Here is a 14837-nt window from a genome sequence, read left to right as displayed (position 1 = left end):
AATGCCCGGCGGGCAATTTCGCCCGTGGCTTCCCTGTCCGCCGCCATGACCGATCTGCCGCCCGTCTCCGCGCTTGCCCTGCCCGCCCCGGTTCTGGTGGTGGAAGATGAGCCGCTGGTCTGCCGCCGGCTGGAGCGGCTGCTTGGGCAGTTGGGCTATCCGAGCGACGCGCTGCTGTTCGCGGCCTCGCTGGCCGAAGCGCGGCGCCGCGCGGCCGACGAATCGGTCGCGCTGACGCTGGTCGACCTGGGCCTGCCCGACGGCAACGGCATCGACCTGATCGCCGAACTGCGCGCTGCCGATCCGGCCCTGGCGATCCTGGTCATCTCGGCCTGGAGCACCGAGGACGCCATCCTGGCCGCGCTGCGCGCGGGCGCCACCGGCTACGTGCTGAAGGAACGCGACGATCTGGAAGTGCTGCTGTCGCTGCGCAGCGTGCTGCGCGGCGGCGCGCCCATCGACCCGTTCGTGGCCCGCCGCATCATCGAGGAAATGCGCCCCGCGCCGGCCCAGCCCGCGCCGGCCGACGCCGGCGAAACGCTCAGCCCGCGCGAAGGCCAGATCCTGCGCCTGGTGGCCGAGGGCCTGGGCAACCGCGAAATCGCCGAGCAATTGCACCTGTCGCGCTATACCGTCGAATGCCACATCAAGCACATCTATCGCAAGCTCGCCGTCTCCTCGCGCACCCGCGCGATCCACACGGCGCGCTCGCGCGGCTTGCTCGACTGATGTGGCGGGCCGTGCTGGCGTGGCTGGCGCTGCTGGCCGCGCCGGCCCTGGCGCAAAGCGCCCCGCCGGACTGCGTGGCGCGCGTGACCGGGGTGCGCGCGGCCATCGCCGGCGCCGGCGGCGAACGGCCCGCGGACGGGCCGGCCTGGCGCACCGTCACGCTGCCGGACAACTGGGAAAGCCGCTGGCCCGGCCATAGCGGCTCCGTCTGGTACCGCGTCGACTGGCGCCATGGCTGCGACGGCGCGCCCGCCGGCCAGGCCGCGTTGGCACTCGAATCCATCGTCATGGCCGGCGAGGTCTACCTGAACGACGACCTGCTGTGGCGCGACGCCAGCCTGGTCGAGCCGCTGTCGCGCAGTTGGAACATGCCGCGCTACTGGCGCCTGCCCGAGTCATCGGTGCGCGCCGGCGCCAACCAACTCTGGATACGCGTGACCGGCGTGGCCGGCCAGACGCCCGGCCTGGGCCCGGTCCACCTGGGCGAGCCGCAAGCGCTGGCGCGCGAACACGCGCTGCGCTGGTGGCGCAACCGCACGCTGTTCCAGGTCAACCTGGTGATCTCGGCCACGCTGGGCGCGCTGTTCTTCTTCCTGTGGGCCATGAAGCCGCAGCAGTCGAGTCACGGCTGGTACGCGCTGACCGCGTTCTTCTGGGTGCTGTTCTGTGCCAACGTGCTCGCCGTCAGCCCCTGGCCGTTCGGCACCACGCTGATGGCGGCGCGCGCCAACACGGCCGCGCTGATCCTGCACATCGCCTGCTTCTGCCTGTTCACCTGGCGCTTCGGCGGCCAATCCTGGCCGCGCCTGGAAAAGGCGTTGTGGCTCGCCGTGGCCGTAATGCTGGCCGCCGCGATCGGCGTGCCCGACGCGGCCGTGGCGCCCATGCAGCGCACCATCGTGCTGACGATGTCGGCGCTGTTCTTCCTGAACTGCCTGCAATCGGCCATCCACGCGGTGCGCAGCCGCGATCGCGAGCAGATGCTGCTGGCCGCCTGCCTGGTGGTCTTTCTGGGCGCCGCCCTGCATGACCTGCTGCTGATCTTCAAGCGCATCGATGGCGACCGTTCCTACATTCCCTACACCAGCATCGCGGTGCTGGTCGCGATGTCGGCCGTGCTGGGCCTGCGCCACGCGCGCGGCCTGCGGCGCATCGAGCGCTTCAACCACGAGCTGGAAAGGTCGGTGGCCCGCGCCCGCGCCGAGCTCGCCTCGACACTGGCGCGCGAACATGAACTGGCGCTGGCCAACAGCCGCCTGCAGGATCGTCTGGAAATCGCCCGCGACCTGCATGATGGCCTGGGCGGCTCCTTGGTGCGCATGACGGCGGCGGTCGAACAGGCCGCCGAGCCGCTGCAGCACCGCCAGGTCCTGGCCATGCTGAACCTGCTGCGCAATGACCTGCGGCAGACCATCGACAACGGCGCCAGCGCCGACATGACGCCGCCGGCCACGCCGCGCGCCTGGATCGCGCCGCTGCGCCACCGCTACACCCAGTTGTTCGATGAACTGGGCCTGGCGGTACGCTGGGACGTGCCCGCGGCATGGCACGGCGCGCCCTCCGCGCTGCAATGCCTGGCCCTCACCCGCCTGATCGAAGAGGCGCTGACCAACGTGGTCAAGCACAGCCGCGCCCAGCGTGTCCGTGTCGCGCTGCGCCAGCCCGAGCCCGGCGAACTGGTGGTGGAGATCGAGGATGACGGCGTCGGTTTCGACGTCGAGGCCGTGCGCGCCGCCAATCTCAGCGTCGGCGTGCGCAGCATGGCCACCCGCCTGGCGCGCGTCGGCGGCACGCTGGATATCGCCTCGGCGCCCGGCCGCACGCGGTTGCTGGCGCGCCTGGCGACACCGGCAGCGGCCACGATTACCTGATTTCAGGGATACCCAAGGCCGCCTCCGGCCGATCTAATGCGGGGTTGACCGGCGCGTCAGGTCGCGCGCCGATTTACCCTCCATGCAGATCCCCATGTCCACGCCTTCGATGCCGCGCCAGCCGGATTTCCCCCCAGAACGCACCGACGCGCCGCTGTTGCGGGACCTGCTTGGCACCCACGCGGAATCGCTGGCGCGCGTGCTGCGCGAGCACCTTGCGGCAGGCGTGTCCCAGGGCGGCCACGCGTTCGACACGGCCGCTCGGCTGTCGCGCGGGCGCGGACCGGGCGCGTACGCGGCCTGGCTCGGCGGCGCGGCGCTGGGGCTGCTGCGCGACACGGGCGGCCTCTTGGACGCGGCGCGGCCGGTTCCCGCCCCCGGCGAAACCGCCGCCGACGCGCCCCGCCCCATCCATCCGCGCCTGGCCGCCGCCCTGTCACGCGCGGTGCCGGCGGACCTGGCGGGTTCGCTGTTGCGGCTGGCGCGGTCCGGGCTGGACGAACCCGCCTGTGTGCTGTTTCTGTGCAAGCCGGTGAACGCGACGCAAGGCCCCATCCGCATCCAGAAGTAAATCCAGGAATTCGGCCGCATTTTGCAAGGGAATTGACGGCAAACCCGGCTACCATCGCGCCAGTCAAGAACATTTCATCAAAATGACGCGTCATGGATTTCCTCGAACCTCTCAATCAGTCCCTGTTTCTTCTGATCAACGCCGACCCGGCCAGCCCGGGCTGGCGCATTCAGGCGGGCCTGTTCATCGCCAACCGGCTGATCCTGCTGGTGCCGGCCGCGCTCGCGGGGCTGTGGCTGTGGGGCGGACCGCCCCAGCGTGACCTGGTGCTCAAGGCGCTGGCCGGCATCGGCGCGGCGCTCTGTATCAGCTATCTGTGCGGCGCGCTGTGGCCGCATCCGCGGCCGTTCGTGCTCGGACTGGGCCAAGCCTTCTTCGCGCACAAGGCCACGGCCTCGTTCCCCAGCAACCACGCCATCATCATCGCCACGCTGGCCTTCACACTGATCTTCGACCGACGCTGGGCCGGCTGGGGCTACGCCACGCTGCTGCTGGCGGCCGTGGTCGGCCTGTCGCGCGTCTACCTGGGCGTGCACTTCCCGCTGGACATCGCTGGCGGCCTGCTGCTGGCGCCCGTGGCCGCCGGGCTCGCCGTGCCGGTCTGGCGCCGCGTCGGCACGCCGCTGACCACCTCGCTGCAAGCCCTCTACCGCAAGCTGCTGGCGCTGCCCATCGCGCGCGGCTGGATCCGCGCCTGAGGTGCGCGGCCCGCGTCCCCGTGACGCGGGCGTTGCATCGCGCCCGCCTCAGGCGGCCTGCGCCGACAAGCTATCGCGGGCCGCGCGCCAGCGGCCCTCGTGCGCCAACAGCCAGCGCTTGCGATGCAGTCCGCCGCCATAGCCGGTGAGCGACCCGTCGGCCCCCACCACGCGGTGGCACGGCACCACGATTCCCACCGGATTGGCCCCATTGGCTAGCCCCACCGCGCGCACCGCCCGCGCCCGGCCGATGCGCACGGCGAGCGTGCCGTAGCTAACGGTATCGCCCGCCGCGATGTCACGCAGCGCGCGCCACACCTGGCGTTGAAAATCGGTGCCGCCCGAGGCCACCGGCAAGCGGTCGATCGCATCGACCTCGCCCTCGAAGTACGCCTGCAACCCGCGGCTGGCCGGTGACACCCGCGCGGCATCCGTCACCCGCACCGCGTCCTGGCGATACTGGCGGCGCAGCAGCGTGTGCATGCGGGTTTCGTAGTCCGCCCAGTCGACCGCGCGCAGGCCGTCCCGCGCATCGCTCAGCACGAGCATTTGCCCGATCGGGGTGGCAACGCGTTCAAGCGTGAAGGTGTGGACGGGCATGGCGAGCTCCGGATTCGGGGATGGGCGGATCCAATATAGGCGCGTCCGGGGCCGCCCGCTGGCGGATTCCGGACACGGCAGTGATTCCAACAACAGCGTCCGAAAACCGCTAGCTCATGGTCAGCGCCGGCGCTAGCATGGCCCCATGAACCTCGATCACGACGCCTGCTACAGCGCCATCCGCGTACGCGACGCCCGCTACGACGGGCGCTTCTTCACCGCCGTCAAGACCACGCGCATCTACTGCCGCCCGGTCTGCCCGGCGCGCACGCCGCTGGCGCGCAACGTGGTTTTCTACCCCACGGCCGCGGCCGCCCAGGAAGCGGGTTTTCACCCCTGCCTGCGTTGCCGGCCCGAAACCGCGCCCGCCGCCGGCCACGCCCGCGACCTGCCCGACAGCGTCGCGCGCGCCCTCGGCCTGATCGAACTGGGCGCGCTGGACGAGGCCGGCGTCGATGCCCTGGCCGCGCGCCTGGGCATCGGCGAACGCCAGCTGCGGCGCCAGTTCCGCCAGCACCTGGGCGCCTCGCCCGTGGCCGTGGCCCAGACCCGGCGCGTGCTGCTGGCCAAGCAACTGATCCACGAAACCCACCTGCCGATGGCCGAAATCGCGTTTGCCGCCGGCTTCGGCAGCATCCGCCGCTTCAACGAGATCTTCCTGGCCCTGTTCGGCCGCGCGCCGGGCGCATTGCGCCGCTCCGGCAAACCCGATGTCTCGGCCGGCCCGCAAGGCGAAATCAAGCTGCTGCTGCGCTACCGCCCGCCCTACGACTGGCCCGCCATGTTGGAATTCCTGCGCGTGCGCGCCATTCCCGGCATCGAACGGGTCACGGACAACCACTACACGCGCACCATCGGCCTGGACGGCGCCCAGGGCACCGTGCGGGTCGAGCCCGGCGCCGGCAACGCGCTGCAAGCCACCGTCCGCTTTCCGCAACTGCGCGCCCTGCCCACCGTCATCGCGCGCCTGCGCCGCGTCTTCGACCTGGCCAGCGACCCGGCCGCGCTCGCCGCCCAGTTGGCGCACGATCCCGTCATGGCCGCGCTGACCGCCGCCCGGCCCGGCCTGCGTGTGCCCGGCGCCTGGGACGGCTTCGAACTCGCCCTGCGCGCCGTGCTCGGCCAGCAGATCACCGTCGGCGCGGCCATCAAACTGGCCGGCAAGCTCGTCGCCGCCCACGGCCAGCCCCTGGACCAGCCCGACGGCGACCTGACCCATCTGTTCCCGACGCCGGCCGCCATCGCCCCCGTCGACCTCGCTCCCCTGGGCATGCCCCGCAGCCGCGCGGCCACCCTCTGCGCCGTCGCCGCCGCGGCCCTGGCCGACCCGCGCCTGTTCGACACCACCGGCAGTCTCGACAGCGCCGTCACCCGCCTGCGCTCCCTGCGCGGTGTCGGTGAATGGACCGCCCAGTACATCGCCCTGCGCCAACTGCGCGAACCCGACGCCTTTCCCGCCGCCGACATCGGCCTGATCCGCGCTCTGGAAAAAATCGAAAACCGCGCCTACACCCCCGCCCAGCTCCTGGCCCGCGCCGAAACCTGGCGCCCCTGGCGCGCCTACGCCGCCCAGCACCTGTGGGCGGCGTATTGAGGCGCAGGCGGGCACCGCTCGATACACGCCAATGACGCGGCGGGCGGCCTGCGAAGCATACCCGCCATATCAAAAAAATCAGTCGCGGAAATTCTCGAACTGCAACGGCAAATCCACGTCCGTCTTCTTCAACAACGCAATCGCCGTCTGCAGATCATCCCGCTTCTTCCCGCTGATCCGCAGCTTGTCGCCATTGATCTGGCTTTCCACCTTAAGCTTCGCGTTCTTGATCGCGGCGATCAGCTTCTTGGCCACCGGCTGCTCGATGCCCTGCTTGACCGTGATCTTCTGCCGCGCCCCGCCCAGGTTCTCCAGCGGGTCCGCCACATCCAGGCAACGCACATCGATGCCACGCGCCGACAGCCGGCCGCGCAGGATGTCCAGCATCTGCTTGAGCTGGAACACGCTCGACGCCACCTGCGTCACCACGAAGCCGTCCAGTTCGAACTTGGCATCCGTGCCCTTGAAATCGAAACGGGTGGCGAGCTCGCGGTTGGCCTGGTCGATGGCGTTGGTGAGTTCGTGTTTGTCGACTTCGGAGACGACGTCGAAAGTAGGCATGACACTGGGTCCTGTCGGTAGATGAGGAAAAGGCGGCCGCGGCCGCCGCGATCGCGCCATTTTAACGGGGCGCCGCCATCAAGCCATCAGCACCAGCAACCGGTCGGTCTGCAACGGATGCGGCATCACCTGCGCCTCGATGCCGTAGGCCAGATACAGATTGGCCGGTGTCAGCACCTGCGCCGGCGTTCCCTGCGCGACCGCCTGGCCGGCGCTCAGCAGCAGCAGGCGGTCGCACCAGCGCGCCGCCAGGTTCATATCGTGCAGGATCACCAGCACACCGGTGTGGCCCTCGTGCGCCAGTTGCGCCGCCCGTCTCATCAGCTCGGTCTGATGCCTGGGATCGAGGCTGGCGGTGGGTTCGTCCAGCAACAGGTAGCGGGCTTCGCCCTGGGCGCGCGCCGCGCGGCATTGCGCCAGCACCCGGGCGAACTGCACCCGCTGCTGCTCGCCGCCCGACAGTTGCGGATAGCGGCGGCCGTCCAGGTGGCTGGCGTCGGCCCATGCCAGCGCCTGCCGCGCCAGCTCGTCGACCGCGGCCGGCGACAGTTCCGGAAAGGGATAGGCGCCCATTGCCACCACTTCGCGCACCCCCAGGTCGAAGGTCAGGCCAGGCTTTTGCGGCAGCACCGCGCGCTTGCGCGCCTGTTCGCGCGGCGGCAGCCCATGCAGCGGGCGGCCATCCAGCATCAGGCGGCCGCCCGCCGCGTCCAGCTCGGCCGACAACGCCCCCAGCAGGGTCGACTTGCCGGCGCCGTTGCTGCCCAGCAGGCCCACCACTTCGCCCGGATGGATAGCCAGCGACACGCGATCGAGAATGCGCTTGCCGTCGCGCGCCAGCGTCAGGTTCTCGGCGGCCAGCATCAACCCTGCCTCCGGCCGCGCGCCAGCAGCCACAGGAAGAAGGGGCCGCCCACCAGCCCGGTCACCAGGCCGATCGGCAGTTCGGCCGGCACCACCACGACGCGCGCCAGCCAGTCCGCCAGCGTCATCACCAGCGCGCCGCCCAGCAGGCAGGCCGGCAACAGCAGGCGGTGATTGGCGCCCAGCGTCATGCGCGCCAGATGCGGCACCACCAGGCCGACAAACGCGATGGTGCCGCAGGCGGCCACCAGCGGCCCGACGATCAGGGTGCAGGCCAGCACCAGCCGGGCCCGCGCCTGCTTGAGCGAATAGCCCAGATGCTGGGCCTCGCGCTCGCCCAGCAGCAATGCGTTCATCACGCGCCATTGCCGCAGCAGCCAGCACGACAGCAGCAGCACCCACGGGCCCAGGAACGCCAGCAGCGCCCAGGTGGCGCCGGCCAGGCTGCCCATGTTCCAGAAGGTCAGGTCGCGCAATTGCGTGTCGGATGCCATGAAGGTGAACAGGCCGATCAGGCTGAAAGCGATGGCGGAGATCGCCACGCCCGCCAGCAGCAGCCCCGCCACGCCTGGCATCCGCCGTCCCACCATGTAGGCCGACAGCGTCGCGGCCAGGCAGCCGATGAAGGCGCCCGGCGCGGTGTAGCCGAAGCCGCCGGGCGTCAACACGATGGCAATGACCGCGCCCAGCGACGCGCCGGCGGAAATGCCAATCAGGCCCGGCTCGGCCAGCGGATTGCGGAACAGCGCCTGCAGCGCCGCGCCCGAGATCGCCAGGCCGGCGCCCATCACCACCGCCAGCAGCACCCGCGGCAGGCGGATGTCGAGCAACACGTTGCGCCACAGCGCCTGTTCGGGCCCGGGCGCGCCCCACAACAACGACGGCAGCGCGCGCAGCGGAATCGACACCGCGCCGCTGGCGCTGGCCGCCAACACCGCCAGCACCAGCGCCACGCCCAGCAGCGCCAGCACCCACGGCGTGCTAGCGCGCCATGGCATGCGCGGCCTCCTGCTTGAGCTGCATCAGCGCCTGCGGCAGGCGCGGCCCCAGCCCCAGAATCAGCAGGTCGTCCATGACGATGATGCGCTGCTTCGCCGCGGCCTGCGTCACGGCAATGCCGGGCAGGCGCGCGAAGCCCTCGAGTCCGCCGCTGGCCTGCAGCGACGCGCGCGTCACGATGATCAGGTCGGGCGCCAGCGCGCCGATGGCCTCGGGCGACAACGACTTGTAGCCCTGCTGCGCGTCCAGCACGTTGGCCAGGCCGGCCAGGCGCATGACCTCGGCGGCCGCCGTGTCATGGCCGGCGCCCTGCGGCGTGCCGGTGCGATTGATCAGCAGCAACGCCCGCGCGCGGGTCGCCGGCACGGCTTCGGCCCTGACCAGTTCGCGCGCCACGTCCGCCACCATCTGTTCGCCGGCCGGCGCCACCTCGAGCGCGGCGGCCACCGCGCGGATGCGCGCATTGAGCGACGCCACCGACGGCGCATCCGGCACGCTCACCACCCGCACCCCGACGTCCCCCAGGCGCTTGAGCGCCTCGGCCGGACCGGCCTGTTCCGAGGCCAGCACCAGGTCGGGCTGGAGCGCCAGCACGCCTTCGACCGGCACGGCACGGTAGTAGCCGACACGCGGCAGCCGGGTCGCGGCCTCCGGATACAGGCTGGACTGGTCATCGCCGACCAGCCGCTCGCCCTGCCCCAGGCCATACACGATCTCCGTCACGCTGCCACCCAGCGTCACCACGCGCGCCGGCGGCGCCGCCTGCGCGCCCGCCACCAGCATCCATCCCGCCACCACCGCCAGCCAGGTCTTCATCACGTCTTCCTCAAGCGGCCAACGGCACGTGGCACAGGCCCGACATCAATTCACGCCAGCCTTGCAGCTCCGGCTTGCCCGGCTTGCGCTCGCCGAAGAACTGCGCGATCAGGTCGCCGCTGGACGCATACAGTTCCAGCGACGTCACCCAGCCATCGCTGGTGGGTTTGTTCACCACCCAGGCCGAGGCGATGGCGGTGGTGTCCAGGTGCAGGTTGAAGGTCGGATCCAGCACGTTGAACCAGGGGCCGGCGCGGCGCAACTGTTGCACCGGACCGGTGTGGATCTGGATCATGCCGCGGTTGCCCACGAAGCACATGATCGACAGGCCGCTGGCCGCCGCCGATTCCAGCATCCGTTCCACCGACGCCACCGGCACCGTCTGCGCCAGGTCTTCGCCGGCCGCGGCCAGCGCCGCCAGGCGCGACACCTTGAACTTGCGCAGCAGCGGAAAGAATTCGTGCGTGTCCTGCATGCCCAGCCAGGCCTGCCGCCATTGCGCGCTGTCCTCGACCCGCGGCGCCTCGGCGGCGGGCGCGTAGGGCGCGGTCTCGGGCCAGCGCGAGGCGCCGGCGAACCGGGCCACCAGCGCGTCATACGCGGCGCCGTCGGTGGCGTCGGTGCGGTAGACCTTGTGCACCGCCACGCCCGCGCCGTCGAAGAACTGCAGGCTGTGGCGGCCGTCCTGCTCGACGGCCCAGGCCGATGCCCAGCACGAGAAGAACACCCGCAGGTCGATGTCCGGCCCCAGCACCAGCCCGACCGGGCCGTCTGCCTGGATGTCCAGGTACGCGCCATGACGCTCGTGCACGCACCAATCGTTGCGCGTCAGCGCCATCACCGTCCCCAGCGTACCGAGCTCGCGGAAGATCTCCTGCGGCTGGCCGTGCAGTTCAGTCGCCTTGACGCCGCCACAGCCGGCGGCGACCCATTCGGCCTCGGAGACACCCAGTTCCTGGGCCAGGTTGCGGGCCCGCAGGCCGGGCTTGGACGCCGCCAGTGCCTCGTTGCGGGCGCGCAGCGCGGCGGCGCGGGTGGCGAAATCGGGTTGCTTCACTTCGTGGCTCATGGCGGGCCCTCCGGCCGGAATGAAAGGTGGACGGCGTCGCCGCGGGCAAGCGCAAGGTTGGACACGGTGGGCTGCCGAACACTCTTGATCATGAATAAAAATCAATCTCATTCTAAATGGAAAGCCCTGATCCAGGTCAAGCCCCCGCCGGCAGGCCGGCGGCGATATGATGGGGACGGATTCAGCCGCCCTCCCCGCCTCCCACGACAAGTCCGACGCCATGACCTACAGCGCCTTCAAACTCATCCACCTGCTGGCCGTGATTCTCTGGGTCGGCGGCATGCTGTTCGCCCACTGTTTCCTGCGGCCGGCGGCCGCGCGGCTGGAACCGCCGCAGCGGCTGGCGCTGATGAATGCGGTGCTAGGCCCGTTCCTGAATGCCGTGCTGGCGGCGGTCGTGCTGATCCTGGCCACGGGCGCGGCAATGATCGGCCAGGAGGCGGCCCAGGCCGCCCGCAGCGGCGGCGCCTTCTTCATGCCGCGTGGCTGGACGGTGATGGCCGCCGGCGCACTGGTGATGACCGTCATCTACGCCTACATCCGCGCCGTGCTCTATCCGCGCCTGCGCGGCGCGGTGGCGGCCGCCGACTGGCCGCGCGGCGGGCAGGCCATGGCCGGCATCCGCCGCTGGGTCGGCATCAATCTGCTCTTGGGGCTGGCCATCGTCGCGGCCGTCTTCCTGCTTTAGGGCGCCCTGGCCTTCAGCGGCGCGGCGCACGCGCCGGCACCCGGCCGCGCCGCGGCGCGCCACACTCTGCCCGCGGGGCCGGCCCAGCTATCGGCCGGCCCGGGGCGGCTATCGGATTTCTTTGGGCTGGTGCAATACGCCGTACATCCGGCGCGGCCACACTGGCGCGGACTCTCTCGCGGGTCCCCATAAAAGGAAAATCCATGATCAAACGCATCCTGCCCCTGGCCGCCCTCGGCCTGTCCTGTGCCACCCTGTCGGCCGCCGTCGCCGCCGCCCCCATCGACAACAGCGCCCTCGAGCAGCCCGCCTTCCGCGAACACAAGGCCACCTATGGCGTGGTGTACCGCCTGCCTCAGGCGGTCAACAGCGTGCTCGACGCCAAGGTCAACCCCACGCTCAAGCAGGATCTGCTGGCGCTGGGCCTGAAGACAGAGGCCGCGACCCCCAACATGCCCCACGTCACGGTCGTCCACATCCACAACGCCGACCCGGCCACGCCGCAACGCATGCTGCAGGCGCTGCCCAAGCCGCCGGCACCGCTGGCCGTCACGCTCAAGGGCTTCTATCCCACCGAAGCCGCCAAGGGCGCCGGCCATCCATGGTGGCTGGATCTGGGCGTGGTCAAGAGCGGCGCGGGCTTCGAAGCCATGATGGCCTACAACACCGTGACCACGGCCGCGCTGGCGCCGCTGCGCGACGGCCCGCTGCCGCGCGTGACCGGCCCGGTGTACGCCAAGATGGCCGAGGCCGGCCGCGACCTGGTCAAGACCATGGGCGTGAGCGGCGTCAACGTGATGCAGGACGGCAAGGAAGTGCGCGCCCACAATCCGCACACCACCCTGGTCTACAGCATGACGCCGTACGACGCGCGCCTGGCCGACGCCATGAAACAGGAAGCCGACAAGTTCAATGCCGCGCTGCCCGACGGCATCGACACCACCTTCAAGGACGTGTCGATCGTCGAAATCGGTTTCGCCGGCAACGTGCTGCGCGAGATCTACCGCGTCAGCCTGGAAGACGGCTCGGTGATCGACGTGGCCAGCGGCAAGCCGGTCAGCCGTTGATCGCGGACAGGCGCGGGGCCTGGGCCCGGCGCCTGTTTGGCGCGGGCCGGCTGCCTCGCGCCCTCGCTCGCGGCCGGGGCGGCAACGGCGAATGACGCGGGCGGCGCCGCCGGATTGAGGGCCGCGGCTTCCGGCTGCTGCCATTCCGTGGCAGCATTACGCCCTCCCCGCCCTGCCCGCCCGCCCCCATGTCCCGCGCCGAACGCCTCCTGGACTTGCTGCAGACCCTGCGGCGCCATCGCCTGCCCGTCAGCGGCCACCGCCTGGCGGCCGACTTGGGCATCAGCCTGCGCACGCTGTACCGCGATATCGCCACGCTCCAGGCCCAGGGCGCGGGGATCGACGGCGAGCCGGGCATCGGCTACGTGCTGCGGCCCGGCTTCATGCTGCCGCCGCTGATGTTCAGCACCGAAGAAATCGAGGCCCTGGTGCTGGGCACCCGCTGGGTCGCCGGGCGTTCCGACCCACGCCTGGGTCAGGCCGCCGCCAACGCGCTGGCCAAGATCAGCGCGGTGCTGCCGCGGGAACTGCGCGACGAACTGGACGCCATTCCGCTGCTGGTCGGCCCCAGCAGTTGGGCCGTGGCCGACCGGGTCGACCTGTCGCAGATCCGCCAGGCCATTCGCGGCGAACAGAAAATCGCCATCACCTACCGCGACGACAAGGGCGCCGACTCCGAACGCGTCATCTGGCCATTTGCACTGGGATTTTTCGACAGCGTGCGCATCGTCATGGCCTGGTGCGAACTGCGCCAGGACTACCGTCACTTCCGCACCGACCGCATCGCCACGCTCGAAGCCGGACAACGCTACCCGCGCCGCCGCCACGCCTTGCTCAAGGAGTGGCGCGCCATCAACGCCGCCCAATGCGACGGGTGCTGAGCCACGGCCCGCGCCAACGGCGCGGCCGGTGCGACATCGCTCCGAAGACTACTGACAAAATCTGACAGCATGCCTTTCTAAGATGAGCGCTCATTCAACCAGGAGCGCATCATGTCCGCCAAGAATTTCGTCATTTTCTACGTCGACAAGCCCGAAGCCAGCGCGGCGTTCTACAGCGCGCTGCTGAACCGCCCGCCCGTCGAAAGCTCGCCCACCTTCGCCCTGTTCGCGCTCGACTCCGGCCTGATGCTGGGCCTGTGGTCGCGTCACACCGTGGAACCGGCCGCGGCCGGCCGTGGCGGCTGCACCGAACTGGCCTTCACCGTGCCCGACGCCGACGCCCTCAACCAGCGCCACCTCGACTGGAGCCTGCGCGGCCTGCCGATCCTGCAGGCCCCCACCAACATGGACTTCGGCCGCACCTTCGTGGCGCTCGACCCCGACGGCCACCGCCTGCGCGTGTTCGCTCCGGCGCCCGACGCCGCGCCCGCCGAGGAAGCCCTGGTCACGATCCCAGCATTCCCAGGAGCCTGAACCACAGGTAGTCCAGCGGCACCAACGCCACGAACGACACCAGGGCCGTCAGCAGGCTCAGCGCCAGGCCGCTGCGCGCCGGCACCTGGCCCATGCCCATCGCCACCACGATGGGCGAGGCCTGGTACGGCATGATGACCGTGGCGTAGCCGGCCACCTGCGCCATCAGCACCGTCATCAGCGAAAAGCCCGAGGCCTGCGCCAGCGTCGCGGCCAGCGGCGTATACAAGGCCGGCACGCCGTTGGCCGTGACCACGAAGTTCAACGCCGCCGACAGCCCCACCAGCGAAAAGAAGCTCTGCATCGGCGCCTCGGGCGACAGCGGCAGCCAGGCCAGCAGGGCACGGCCGATGAGGCCGCCCAGGCCGCTGTCCGCCACCATCGCGGCCAGGCCCAGGATGCCCGCCACATAGATCGCGGTGCGGAAATTCACTTCCTTGCCGAACTGCTCGCCGCTGACGAATCCCACCTTGGGCAAGAGGCAAAGGCAGGCCGAAGCCAGCCCGATCCAGGCGGGCGCCACGCCGTGCACGCCGTCGGTCACCCAACCCAGCAGCGTCAACCCCAACAGCCCCGCCAGGCGCTTTTCGGCCGCCGTCAGCGGCTGGGCCGGCGGGACAGGCGGCGCGGCCTCGGGCGTATCGCGGAACAGCCAGACAATACAGGCCACCAGCACCACGGCTTTCAGGATGCCCAGCACCGGCGCATGCAGCCACAGGTAAGGCAGATAGCTCAATTGCAGGCCGTAGCTGGACTCGATGCTGCCGGCCATCACCAGGTTGGGCACGTTGGCCGGCAGAATCGAGGTGGACAACTGGAAGGTGCCAAAGCCCACTGCCAGCGCCAGGCCGATACGCCCGCGCCGGCCCGGCGCCAGCCCGATCCGGTCGGCATAGGCCAGCACCACCGGCATCAACAAGGCGATGCGGCCCATGTTGGACGGCATCACGAAGGCCAGCAGGTAGGTCAGCGCCACCACGCCGGCCACCCCCTTCGCGTACGACCCCGACAGGCGCCGCGACAGCGCGCCCGCCATGCGGTCGGCCAGGCCGGTGTACTTCAGGGCCAGGCCCAGCACGTAGCCGCTCAGCACCAGCCAGAACGCCGCCGACGAAAACCCCGAAAAGACCACCTCGCGCGGGGCCGCGGCAAGAATCATCGCCGCGCTGAAAAACAGCAGCGCCGTCAGGTATTCGGGCAACCGCGAAAAAGCCCACAGCGCGATCGTGAGCGCGGTGATCAGCGCGGGTAGAATCGGAAAACCGGAGGCGACAAGATGCATGAGCAGACCATCA

General features: G+C 70.5%; 16 protein-coding genes. 9 read left to right on the top strand and 7 right to left on the bottom strand.

Annotated elements, in window-relative coordinates; genetic code table 11:
- Window positions 1–45: 45 nt before the first annotated feature.
- The 4 genes from ACN6O8_RS15340 (at window position 46) to ACN6O8_RS15325 (ending at window position 3869) form a co-directional block, all read left to right on the top strand.
- Complete coding sequence (locus ACN6O8_RS15340; protein ID WP_427991943.1) at window positions 46–729, top strand: LuxR C-terminal-related transcriptional regulator; 684 nt, start codon at window positions 46–48, stop codon at window positions 727–729.
- Complete coding sequence (locus ACN6O8_RS15335) at window positions 729–2600, top strand: sensor histidine kinase (protein WP_427991876.1); 1872 nt, start codon at window positions 729–731, stop codon at window positions 2598–2600. The genes ACN6O8_RS15340 and ACN6O8_RS15335 overlap by 1 nt, the downstream gene beginning before the upstream one ends.
- Window positions 2601–2694: 94 nt before the next feature.
- Window positions 2695–3171, top strand: a complete 477-nt coding sequence (locus tag ACN6O8_RS15330; protein ID WP_427991875.1) for a hypothetical protein — start codon at window positions 2695–2697, stop codon at window positions 3169–3171.
- Between the two features lie 92 nt (window positions 3172–3263).
- Entirely contained in the window at window positions 3264–3869 is a 606-nt protein-coding gene (locus tag ACN6O8_RS15325) for a phosphatase PAP2 family protein (RefSeq protein WP_427991874.1), read from the top strand.
- Window positions 3870–3917: 48 nt separating this feature from the next.
- Here ACN6O8_RS15325 and ACN6O8_RS15320 read toward each other — a convergent pair whose 3' ends face one another.
- Window positions 3918–4418: a methylated-DNA--[protein]-cysteine S-methyltransferase gene (locus ACN6O8_RS15320; RefSeq protein WP_427991873.1), complete on the bottom strand. Its 501-nt coding sequence runs from the start codon at window positions 4416–4418 to the stop codon at window positions 3918–3920.
- A gap of 196 nt (window positions 4419–4614) precedes the next feature.
- Between ACN6O8_RS15320 and ACN6O8_RS15315 the strand changes: the two genes are divergently transcribed.
- Window positions 4615–6063, top strand: coding sequence for an AlkA N-terminal domain-containing protein (locus ACN6O8_RS15315; RefSeq protein ID WP_427991872.1), 1449 nt, complete (start codon window positions 4615–4617; stop codon window positions 6061–6063).
- A 78-nt stretch (window positions 6064–6141) separates the two neighbouring features.
- Here the strand turns inward: ACN6O8_RS15315 and ACN6O8_RS15310 are convergent, their stop codons facing one another.
- The 5 genes from ACN6O8_RS15310 to ACN6O8_RS15290 all read right to left on the bottom strand — a co-directional run bounded on the left by ACN6O8_RS15310 (window position 6142) and on the right by ACN6O8_RS15290 (window position 10360).
- On the bottom strand, window positions 6142–6624 hold the full coding sequence (locus ACN6O8_RS15310; RefSeq protein ID WP_427991871.1) for a YajQ family cyclic di-GMP-binding protein: 483 nt from the start codon (window positions 6622–6624) through the stop codon (window positions 6142–6144).
- Between the two features lie 78 nt (window positions 6625–6702).
- Window positions 6703–7491, bottom strand: a complete 789-nt coding sequence (locus ACN6O8_RS15305) for a heme ABC transporter ATP-binding protein (protein WP_427991870.1) — start codon at window positions 7489–7491, stop codon at window positions 6703–6705.
- Window positions 7488–8486 carry a FecCD family ABC transporter permease gene (locus ACN6O8_RS15300; protein WP_427991869.1) on the bottom strand — a complete coding sequence of 333 codons (999 nt, stop codon included), beginning with the start codon at window positions 8484–8486 and terminating at the stop codon, window positions 7488–7490. Before ACN6O8_RS15300 ends, ACN6O8_RS15305 begins: the two co-directional genes overlap by 4 nt.
- On the bottom strand, window positions 8470–9303 hold the full coding sequence (locus tag ACN6O8_RS15295) for a heme/hemin ABC transporter substrate-binding protein (protein ID WP_427991868.1): 834 nt from the start codon (window positions 9301–9303) through the stop codon (window positions 8470–8472). Before ACN6O8_RS15295 ends, ACN6O8_RS15300 begins: the two co-directional genes overlap by 17 nt.
- Before the next feature lie 10 nt (window positions 9304–9313).
- Window positions 9314–10360, bottom strand: coding sequence for a hemin-degrading factor (locus ACN6O8_RS15290; protein ID WP_427991942.1), 1047 nt, complete (start codon window positions 10358–10360; stop codon window positions 9314–9316).
- 232 nt (window positions 10361–10592) lie between these two features.
- Here ACN6O8_RS15290 and ACN6O8_RS15285 point away from each other — a divergent pair, with 232 nt between their 5' ends.
- The 4 genes from ACN6O8_RS15285 to ACN6O8_RS15270 all read left to right on the top strand — a co-directional run bounded on the left by ACN6O8_RS15285 (window position 10593) and on the right by ACN6O8_RS15270 (window position 13542).
- Window positions 10593–11060, top strand: coding sequence for a CopD family protein (locus ACN6O8_RS15285; RefSeq protein WP_427991867.1), 468 nt, complete (start codon window positions 10593–10595; stop codon window positions 11058–11060).
- Window positions 11061–11263: 203 nt separating this feature from the next.
- A complete protein-coding gene (locus ACN6O8_RS15280) occupies window positions 11264–12127 on the top strand; it encodes a hypothetical protein (protein WP_427991866.1) in 864 nt (287 codons plus the stop codon).
- A gap of 188 nt (window positions 12128–12315) precedes the next feature.
- Window positions 12316–13008 carry a helix-turn-helix transcriptional regulator gene (locus tag ACN6O8_RS15275; RefSeq protein WP_427991865.1) on the top strand — a complete coding sequence of 231 codons (693 nt, stop codon included), beginning with the start codon at window positions 12316–12318 and terminating at the stop codon, window positions 13006–13008.
- Window positions 13009–13119: 111 nt separating this feature from the next.
- Complete coding sequence (locus tag ACN6O8_RS15270; RefSeq protein WP_427991864.1) at window positions 13120–13542, top strand: VOC family protein; 423 nt, start codon at window positions 13120–13122, stop codon at window positions 13540–13542.
- On the opposite strand, the gene ACN6O8_RS15265 is transcribed toward ACN6O8_RS15270, so the two are convergent.
- Window positions 13514–14824: an SLC13 family permease gene (locus ACN6O8_RS15265; RefSeq protein WP_427991863.1), complete on the bottom strand. Its 1311-nt coding sequence runs from the start codon at window positions 14822–14824 to the stop codon at window positions 13514–13516. The two genes, ACN6O8_RS15270 and ACN6O8_RS15265, sit on opposite strands and share 29 nt — an antisense overlap.
- Between the last annotated feature and the right edge of the window lie 13 nt (window positions 14825–14837).

The sequence above is a fragment of the Achromobacter sp. genome, assembly GCF_050285565.1.
GTDB lineage: Bacteria > Pseudomonadota > Gammaproteobacteria > Burkholderiales > Burkholderiaceae_B > Achromobacter.
Note: the sequence above shows the minus strand (reverse complement) of the source record. Positions and strands in the feature narration are given on the sequence as shown.